Genomic DNA, 8198 nt, shown 5'->3' on the forward strand with positions numbered 1-8198 from the left:
CATCGCCCTGACCGACGACATGGCGATGCTGGCGCTGACCATGGATCTGGCCGAGGCCATGACTCTGCCCATGTCGGTGATCTGGTCGGCGATACGGAACTGGATCGACCAGGGGCTGGTGTAGCCATGACCACGGGCAGCGCATCACGGCGCGATGGCCCGGTTGCGCTGTCGGCGTTGTTCGACGAGGCGCTGCGGCACCTTGAGCCGAAGGAACTGGCGCAGGGCACGGCGCCGAACCAAGACGGTTTCCTCTACAGCGGCAACCGCCATGAGAGCGTGCCGCGCCGACTGTTCCTCGACCGACGCCTGACGCCGCTGGAGCGCAACGCCTGGCAGGTGTTTCGCCTGCAGATCAACGACGACGGCGTGACCGCCTTTCCCACCTACGACCAATTGCGCCCCTACCTGGCCTCGATGCCCTGCGCGGCGCAGGCATCGCACGAGACCGTGGCGCGCGCCCTGACGCTGCTGCGGCTGACGCGCTGGCTGAGCCTGGTGCGACGACGGCGCGACCCGAAGACCGGCCGCATCCAAGGCAACCTCTATGTGCTGCACGACGAACCGCTGTCACCCTTCGAGGCGATGCAGCTCGACCCGGACTACCTGGGTCTGGTGAGCCAGGCGCTCACGCACGCGGCGAAGGCGGTGCAGGTCGTAGGCATGAACACGCTGCGGGAGATCGCCGAAGACCCGCTGCTCAGCGGGCGCACGCTGCCGACCCGATTGCAGGTGCTGGCGCAGCGCATGGCGCGGCATGGCTGGACGACGCCAAGTTATCCACAGGAGGGTGCCGACCACGAATCCGAAGACGGCGAGGAAGCCCTTCTTCGGAATGGCGGGCGCCCGTCTTCGGAATCCGAAGCAGGGCTGGAACCCGCGCAGGACGGCCATCTTCGGATTCCGAAGGAGGACCGTACAGTACGTATGAATCGTATAAATAAAGAAGTACGTACAGTACCGCGCGCGAGGGCCTTGCAGAACCTGCGGCTACCCGAGCGCTTCCTGCGCCTGAAGGACGAGCAACAGGCCGGTGCGCTGGTGGCCCTGCAGCAAGTGGACGAAGCGCAGCGCCAGGCGGTGCTCGACGAGTGGGCGGCGCGCAGTGGCGGCAGCACGGTGCGCAATCCCGCCGGCTACCTGTTTGGCATCATCCAGAAGGCGATCCGTGGGGAGTTCAAGGCCTGGGCGGGCGACAGCGCCACGGTGCCGCCTGCTTCCCGTCCACCCGCGTCGGCACCGGCGCCATCGGCACCGCCGGTATCCCCCGAAGTGGCGCGCGCCCACTTGGCGCGGCTGCGGGCGGCCCTGCGCGACCCGTGACCGGCCGAGCTATCCCCAGGGGATAGCTGGGACAGGGAGCCTTCCGGCGGGTCGATCCGGCTGCACCCTTGCCAAGGTCTCAATTGAGATACAAAATAGGGGCTAATGCATAACAGGAGAAGCAACGATGGCCGCACAGACTTCGATGCTGCACATCCGTGTGGACGATAAGCTCAAGGCCGATGCCGCCGAGAAGCTCGCCGGGGTCGGCCTCACCGTTTCGGACGCCGTGCGCATCCTGCTGACCCGTGTGGTCAAGGAAGGCGCGCTGCCGGCTGGCCTCACGGCCGACCCGGAGGCCTACGATGCCTGGTTCCGGGCGAAGGTCCAGGAGGCGCTGGCCGACACACGGCCGCCGGTGCCGCACCAGCAGGTCATGGACGAGGCGCAGGCCCTGATCGACAGGAAGCGGCGTGCGCGTACTTGAGTGGCGGGAAGCTGCCCGCGCCGACCTGCTGGCGATTGTTGACTACATCTCGGACGACAACCCCGATGCCGCGCAGCGGTTGAAGGACGACATCGAGGCCAAGGCCGCGAAGCTGCCGGAGCGCCCGAAGCTCTACCGGCCTGGCCGCGTGGCCGGCACGCGGGAGATGGTCGTGCGTGCGAACTACGTGGTGGTCTACATGGAGGACACCCGCGCGGTGTCCATCCTGCGCGTGTTGCACGCCGCGCAGCAGTGGCCGCCGGCACGGGAGTGAAGGCGGTTTTCATCACTGGAGATTCACCATGAATGCCAAGGAGCCTGAAGCAGCCAAACTCAAGGCGCTGCAGGAAGCAGCTTGCATGGGCTGGGCCGACATCGCCGCCGGCCGCCATGCCGATGTCGCCGACGGCCAACTCGAAGGTTTCATTGCACAGTTGGGACAGCAGGCGGCGCTTGCCGTCGCTACCCGCCGCGAGGCTATCCCCAGGGGATAGCTGGGACAGCCAGCCTTCCCGCCACGGACAAACCGGGCGCACGCCGATTGCGGTTTGTTGACTGACGGCCTTCCGGTCGGTGCCGATGCTGGCGACTCGTTCCGTTAATGCGAGTCGTCACCCATGGCCAATGAACCCCTGCAACTGAATCTCGGCTCGCTGCGCAGCGCGATGTCGCTGACGCTGCACACTCATCACGCTTCGCGCATCTGGCACGGCCGGGCGCCGACCGAGGGACGCGCCGGCATCATCGGTCTCAACGGCTTCATCAGCGCCATGAACAAGATGAAGCGCGGCGCCGAGCAGGACGATCCGTACTCCGATTTCTGGATGCTGCGTATCGAAGACAAGCTGGAGCAGACCAAGAGCACGCTGCAGACCCTGCGCGAACAGGTGGATCAGGCCTTGGCCGACGTGCCAGCGGCGCTGTCCCTGGGCGAGAACATGAACGTGCAGCCGGTGAAGCTGCCGCTGTTCGTGAACGCCCAGCTCGGTTTCATGGCGGTGTATCTGCTGGCCGACTACGACGACCTGGCACGCAAGCTCATCCTGGCGCACCACACGGCGCTGATCGACCGCAGCACCTTGGAGCGCTGGCTCAATGATGGCGCGCACGCGCTGCGCAGCCTGTTCTCGCTGGCCCAGCAGTACCGCTACTCGGGCGCCACGCGCGACGACTTCGCGGCGAAGAACGCGGCGGCGCGAGCGGCGCTGGAGAAGTTCGGCGAGTTGCCGCAGGACGTGCTGGAAGGCACGCGCCGCTCCCGCTTTGCGCCACCCATCGCACGGCGGGCGAACCGGCCCGGTGCGCCGGCTGCGGCGCCTGCCGCCGATGCGGTGAAGCTGGCACCGAAAGATGGCGCAGCCGATGGGGCACCAGACGAGGATGCCGCGGCATGACGGCATTGACCCCTTCCGCGCGCTTCGTTCCGCTGGAACAGACGGACTTCCGGCGGCTGGAACATGCGGCCTACCTAAAAGGCCTTTTACAGCCCTTTAAGGGTAAGGGGAGTCTGGAGACCTGGGCCAGCCAGTGCGCAGCGCTGCGCGACGACGTAATTGGCCTGGCGCAGCGGCGCGTGCTGCCCCAGGCGCGGGCCTACCCCTTCAGCCTGCTCAACGTGCAACTGGCCCAGCAGGCCACTGGCGCAGGGACGACCTTCCTGCGCTGGCGCAACCTCGACCGTTCCTCCATGGGCGTGGCGTTGTGGGCGGCCCTGCTGGCCAACCCCGCGACGCCAGCCTCGCTGATCGACGACCTGTACGCGATGGAACTGCAGCGCATCGCGCTGAACATGCAGATCAGCCTCCTTCACACGCTGGGCCGCCAAGCCCAGGAGTGCGCCAGCAAGGCCGCCCAGGCCGAAGCGGCTTACCTGCGACGTATCCACGGGCATACCGCGGCCGTTCCACCCACCACCAAGGAGTCACCATGAGCACGCACTTCGTCGGCGAGGGCAACATCGGTTCTGCGCCGGACTACCGCGAATTTCCGAATGGCAACGACGAGCCGCGCCGGCTGCTTCGCCTGAACGTCTACTTCGACAACCCGATCCCGAAGAAGGACGGCGAGTACGAAGATCGCGGCGGATTCTGGGCGCCCGTGGAGCTGTGGCACCGCGACGCCGAGCACTGGAAGAGGCTGTACCAGAAAGGCATGCGGGTGCTGGTCGAGGGCCGCACCGTGCGCGACGAATGGGAGGACGCCGACGAGAACGAGCGCGTCACGTTCAAGGTCGAGGCCCGGCGCGTGGGCATCCTGCCGTACCGCATCGCGTCGGTGGCGCTCAGCGCCAAGCCGGCCGGCGGACAGTAGTTCGCCCATCGCCGTTCCCCCGAGGGCGGCTGTAGCAACCGTCATACGCCCGCGATGCACCAGCGAGCTATCCCCAGGGGATAGCTCCAAGGTCGTCCACAGAGTTCCAGCCGCCCTCCCGAAACGACGCTCTTGCTGTGCCAGCTCCTGCGGTCTATGCGCACTGCTGCGGCAACGGACCGCCTGCCGATCACAAAGCGGTGTCCGCATCGATCGGCTTCCTTGCTGCCGGCATCTCCTGGCCCCGCCAAGCTGACGCCCATCCGATGAACCGCACATTTTCAAGGAGGCTTCATGCGCGTGTTCCTGTGCGAAAAGCCGTCCCAGGGCAAGGACATCGCCCGTGTGCTGGGTGCCGGCCAACGCGGCAACGGCTGCTACAGCGGTGCGGGTGTCGTCGTGACCTGGTGCATCGGTCATCTGGTGGAGGCGGTTCCACCCGAAGGCTACGACGAGCAATACAAGCGCTGGGCCATCGAGCAACTACCCATTGTTCCCGGGCGTTGGCGTGTCGAGCCCAAGGCGGCGACTGTGGCGCAGTTCAAGGTCGTGCAGCAACTCGTCGCCAAGGCGGGCGAACTCGTGATCGCGACCGACGCCGACCGCGAGGGCGAGATGATCGCCCGCGAGATCATCGACCTATGCGGCTACCGCGGGCCAATTCAGCGCCTGTGGCTGTCGGCGCTCAACGATGCGTCGATCCGCAAAGCGCTGGGTGCGCTCAAGCCGTCCGCTGAGACGCTGCCGCTGTATTTCTCCGCACTCGCCCGATCGCGCGCCGACTGGCTGATCGGGATGAACCTGAGCCGCCTGTTCACGTTGCTCGGGCGCCAGGCCGGCTACAACGGCGTGCTATCGGTCGGGCGCGTGCAGACGCCGACGCTCAAGCTGGTCGTGGACCGTGATCGCGAGATCGCGCGCTTCGCCTCGGTGCCGTTCTGGGCGACCGAGGTCGCACTGTCGCATGCAGGCCAGACCTTTGTCGCAAGCTGGACACCGCCGCAAGGCAGCGCCGACGAAGCCGGCCGTTGCCTGCAGCAGCCGGTGGCGCAGCAGGCCGCCGAACGCCTGCGCGCGGCCGGCACCGCCCAGGTGCTGTCGGTGGAGACCGAGCGCGTGCGCGAAGGCCCGCCGCTGCCGTTCGACCTCGGTACCTTGCAGGAAGTGTGTTCCAAGCAGTTGGGCCTCGACGTGCAGGAGACGCTGGACATTGCCCAGGCGCTGTACGAGACGCACAAGGCGACGACGTATCCGCGCTCGGATTCGGGCCACCTGCCCGAGAGCATGCTGGCCGAGGTGCCGGCCGTGCTCGACAGCCTGGTCAAGACCGATCCCAGCCTGCGGCCGCTGGTCGAGCGCCTGGATCGCCAACAGCGTTCGCGAGCGTGGAACGACGGCAAGGTCACGGCGCACCACGGCATCATTCCCACGCTGGAGCCCGCGAACCTCTCGGCGATGAGCGACAAGGAGCTGACCGTCTACCGGCTTATCCGCGCCCACTACCTCGCGCAGTTCCTGCCGCATCACGAGTTCGACCGGACGGTGGCGCAGCTCACGTGCGGCGGGCAGTCGCTGGTGGCAGTCGGCAAGCGGATCGCGATGGCCGGATGGCGCCAGGTGCTGGCGGCGCCGGCCGTTGACGACACGGACCGGGACGATGCGCAGCACAGCCAAGTGTTGCCGCCGTTGAAGGCTGGCGATGCCTGTCAAGTCGGCCAGGTCGAGCTGAAGGCATTGAAGACGCTGCCGCCCAAGCCCTACACGCAGGGCGAACTGGTCAAGGCCATGAAGGGCGTCGCCAAGCTCGTGACCGACCCGCGCCTGAAGCAGAAGCTGAAGGACACCACGGGCATCGGCACCGAGGCGACGCGCGCCAACATCATCAGCGGGCTGCTGGCCCGCGGCTATCTCTTGAAGAAAGGCCGCGCCATCCGTGCATCGGATGCGGCCTTCACGTTGATCGACGCCGTGCCGGCGGCCATCGCCGACCCGGGGACCACGGCGATGTGGGAGCAGGCACTGGACATGATCGAGGCCGGCCAGATGACGCTGGACACCTTCATCGCCAAGCAATCGAGCTGGGTCGCCCAACTCGTGCAGCAGTACCGCGGCGCCACGCTGGACCTCAAGCTGCCGCCCGCGCCGGACTGCCCGCAGTGCGGCGCCCCGATGCGCCAGCGTAGCGGCAAGAGCGGCGCGTTCTGGTCGTGCAGCCGCTACCCGGACTGCAAGGGTACGCAGCCGGTCGAAGATGCCGCGGCAGGCAAGCGCGGCGCACCCAGCCCGCGGCGTCGGCGCCCCAAGGCGAACTGACGCCCACGTCTCCCTCTGCCACGCCGGCTCTTGCGGACGGCGGGGCAAACCTCCCGCGCCCCGCGGGACTCCCCAGCGCGCGTTCCCTTCTGCAACGGTGTGCGCGTCCTGCACAGGCCAATCACGGCTTGCAGGGCGAGAAGGTCATTGCTTCGTCGAGTCGCGCTCGCCGCGATTCCGCTGATCGACGTGCTTCCGTCCATCCGCGAGCGGTCTCCTGACGCCTCGGCCCGCAAGGCTACGAGGTGCCAGGAGACCGCTTGCGGTCGACGGTATTCGGTGCCGGTGCCCGCCGGCGGAACAACGGGTTCCCTTTGTGTGTGGATGCACGCCAGAGGATGTCGGCCCCAGCCACGAAACGGGCCGGGTGAGATTGCTGACGCAGCGAATGGCTTTGACGACGGCCTGGCCTGCTTGCAGCCCACAGGTGGATTGATTCTTCTCCAGCCGAAGCCCTACGGGGCTTCGGCGCCTTTGTCGTGGGCGGAAGGATCGTGCACTGCTGCTGCCGGCAGTGCTCGGGCCAAACCGGACGGTGCGCGGTTCCGTTTGATCGGCGACGGTGCGCCGCCGCGCTTCCATCCTTCCCGCATGTGTCGCTGACGGTCTTCAGCACCATGCCCTGGCAGCTCCGGTCTTCAAGGCTGCAACGTGCCTCGCCGCGTTGACCGATCCAGTCCGCCTCGCACCGACCACCGCGGACGCGCGTCGCCACGGCGCGGGTGCTTTCGATGTTCAACCCCTCGGGAGGTCTCCGCTCCCGACAGGGAGTGGTGCTCCCGGTCTTCAACCACCAGGAGAAACCGCATGTCCCTCGCGTTCGCAACAGCCCCTTTGAGTGCTGAACAGGCCCGCGCCGAATCCATCGGCTACCAGGCCCTGGCCTACGTCGGCAAGCGCCTGCCCCTGCAGGTGCTGTGCAGCGCAGCCGGCCACTACATCGGCACCGCCGATGCGGATGGTCCCGTCTCGCGCGAGTCGGCCAGCTTCTTCCGCTCGCACCACGCTGCCGAGCACGCCCTGCAAACGGGCCGCTGGCAGCAGCGCCTCCACCCGTGAATCCAATCACCAGGAGCCCCCGTCATGAACCGTGCTCTGCCTCAAGAGGTACTTGATCAGATCAAGCTGGAAAACCAGCACTTCGCCGCCGCGCCCCAAGCCTTCTTCGAGGCGTGGAAGCGCGGCGTGAACATCGCCGGTGCCGAATGGTTCGGCGACGGCACACGCGAAGGTCTGCAGCGTGCCACCACCAAGTGGGACCTGCGGCCCAACATGCTGATGCTCAACGACGCACTGGGTGTGCTGAGCAGCGGTCAACGCATGTTCCTGTCCGCGATGGTGAGCTTCTACAACGCCCGCGAGGGCGGCGCGATGCTCAAGCGTTGCGGCTTCGAGGGGCTGTCCGACCTCGGCGGCCTCGACCTGGAGCGGCGCAAGGTCCTCGCCGACCTCACGCTGCACTACAACGGCTGGTGAGCCGCGCCTGGCAACCCGCCGTCTTTTCATCTCACCCCACGAGGGACATGCGTCCCCGTTCGGGGCGATGTCCCTCCTTCCTTTCGCAGGAGCGGCCATGTCCCGAATCAGCATCTTCCACTGACCTGCACCGCCCGCCACCAGGGCGGCCCGACGCCGCGGCCGGCTGACCGGCTGCCACTTCATCCACTCGCTGGGGTTCAATCCCCGGTAGGGGATTGCCTCGGCCATCCTCTGCTGGAGGAATCCCATGTCTCATTCCAAAAACCCCTTCGTCCGCGGCTACGATGGCCTGTCCGTGCAGCGGCTGCTGGCGATTTCCTACGACGACGGCTGCCCGCTGAGCTAT

The 8198-nt window shown here is 67.2% G+C and carries 10 protein-coding genes and 2 pseudogenes; all 12 read left to right on the forward strand.

Features of this window, described 5'->3' with window-relative positions:
• A pseudogene (locus tag N5K27_RS28515) lies at positions 1-124 on the forward strand (coproporphyrinogen III oxidase); the annotation flags it as partial.
• A 2-nt stretch (positions 125-126) separates the two neighbouring features.
• The gene (locus N5K27_RS28520) at positions 127-1323 is read left to right on the forward strand and encodes an STY4528 family pathogenicity island replication protein (RefSeq protein ID WP_279820934.1); all 1197 of its coding nucleotides are present in this window, start codon (positions 127-129) and stop codon (positions 1321-1323) included.
• 127 nt (positions 1324-1450) lie between these two features.
• Positions 1451-1750 carry a type II toxin-antitoxin system RelB/DinJ family antitoxin gene (locus tag N5K27_RS28525; protein WP_009618210.1) on the forward strand — a complete coding sequence of 100 codons (300 nt, stop codon included), beginning with the start codon at positions 1451-1453 and terminating at the stop codon, positions 1748-1750.
• Entirely contained in the window at positions 1737-2024 is a 288-nt protein-coding gene (locus tag N5K27_RS28530; RefSeq protein ID WP_009618209.1) for a type II toxin-antitoxin system RelE/ParE family toxin, read from the forward strand. Before N5K27_RS28525 ends, N5K27_RS28530 begins: the two co-directional genes overlap by 14 nt.
• A gap of 28 nt (positions 2025-2052) precedes the next feature.
• Entirely contained in the window at positions 2053-2244 is a 192-nt protein-coding gene (locus N5K27_RS28535; RefSeq protein WP_027350501.1) for a hypothetical protein, read from the forward strand.
• 123 nt (positions 2245-2367) lie between these two features.
• Entirely contained in the window at positions 2368-3144 is a 777-nt protein-coding gene (locus N5K27_RS28540) for a PFL_4669 family integrating conjugative element protein (protein ID WP_273628191.1), read from the forward strand.
• Entirely contained in the window at positions 3141-3680 is a 540-nt protein-coding gene (locus N5K27_RS28545) for a DUF3158 family protein (protein ID WP_273628193.1), read from the forward strand. The genes N5K27_RS28540 and N5K27_RS28545 overlap by 4 nt, the downstream gene beginning before the upstream one ends.
• Positions 3677-4060, forward strand: coding sequence for a single-stranded DNA-binding protein (locus N5K27_RS28550; RefSeq protein ID WP_279820941.1), 384 nt, complete (start codon positions 3677-3679; stop codon positions 4058-4060). The genes N5K27_RS28545 and N5K27_RS28550 overlap by 4 nt, the downstream gene beginning before the upstream one ends.
• A 294-nt stretch (positions 4061-4354) precedes the next feature.
• Positions 4355-6373 carry a DNA topoisomerase III gene (locus N5K27_RS28555; RefSeq protein ID WP_279820943.1) on the forward strand — a complete coding sequence of 673 codons (2019 nt, stop codon included), beginning with the start codon at positions 4355-4357 and terminating at the stop codon, positions 6371-6373.
• Between the two features lie 807 nt (positions 6374-7180).
• Positions 7181-7432 carry a hypothetical protein gene (locus tag N5K27_RS28560; protein WP_142096571.1) on the forward strand — a complete coding sequence of 84 codons (252 nt, stop codon included), beginning with the start codon at positions 7181-7183 and terminating at the stop codon, positions 7430-7432.
• A 24-nt stretch (positions 7433-7456) separates the two neighbouring features.
• Complete coding sequence (locus N5K27_RS28565; RefSeq protein WP_164227336.1) at positions 7457-7849, forward strand: hypothetical protein; 393 nt, start codon at positions 7457-7459, stop codon at positions 7847-7849.
• 250 nt (positions 7850-8099) lie between these two features.
• Positions 8100-8198 (forward strand): annotated as a pseudogene (locus tag N5K27_RS28570) (ABC transporter substrate-binding protein); the annotation flags it as partial.

The organism is Pigmentiphaga sp. GD03639 (assembly GCF_029845405.1).
Lineage (GTDB): Bacteria > Pseudomonadota > Gammaproteobacteria > Burkholderiales > Burkholderiaceae_B > Pigmentiphaga > Pigmentiphaga daeguensis.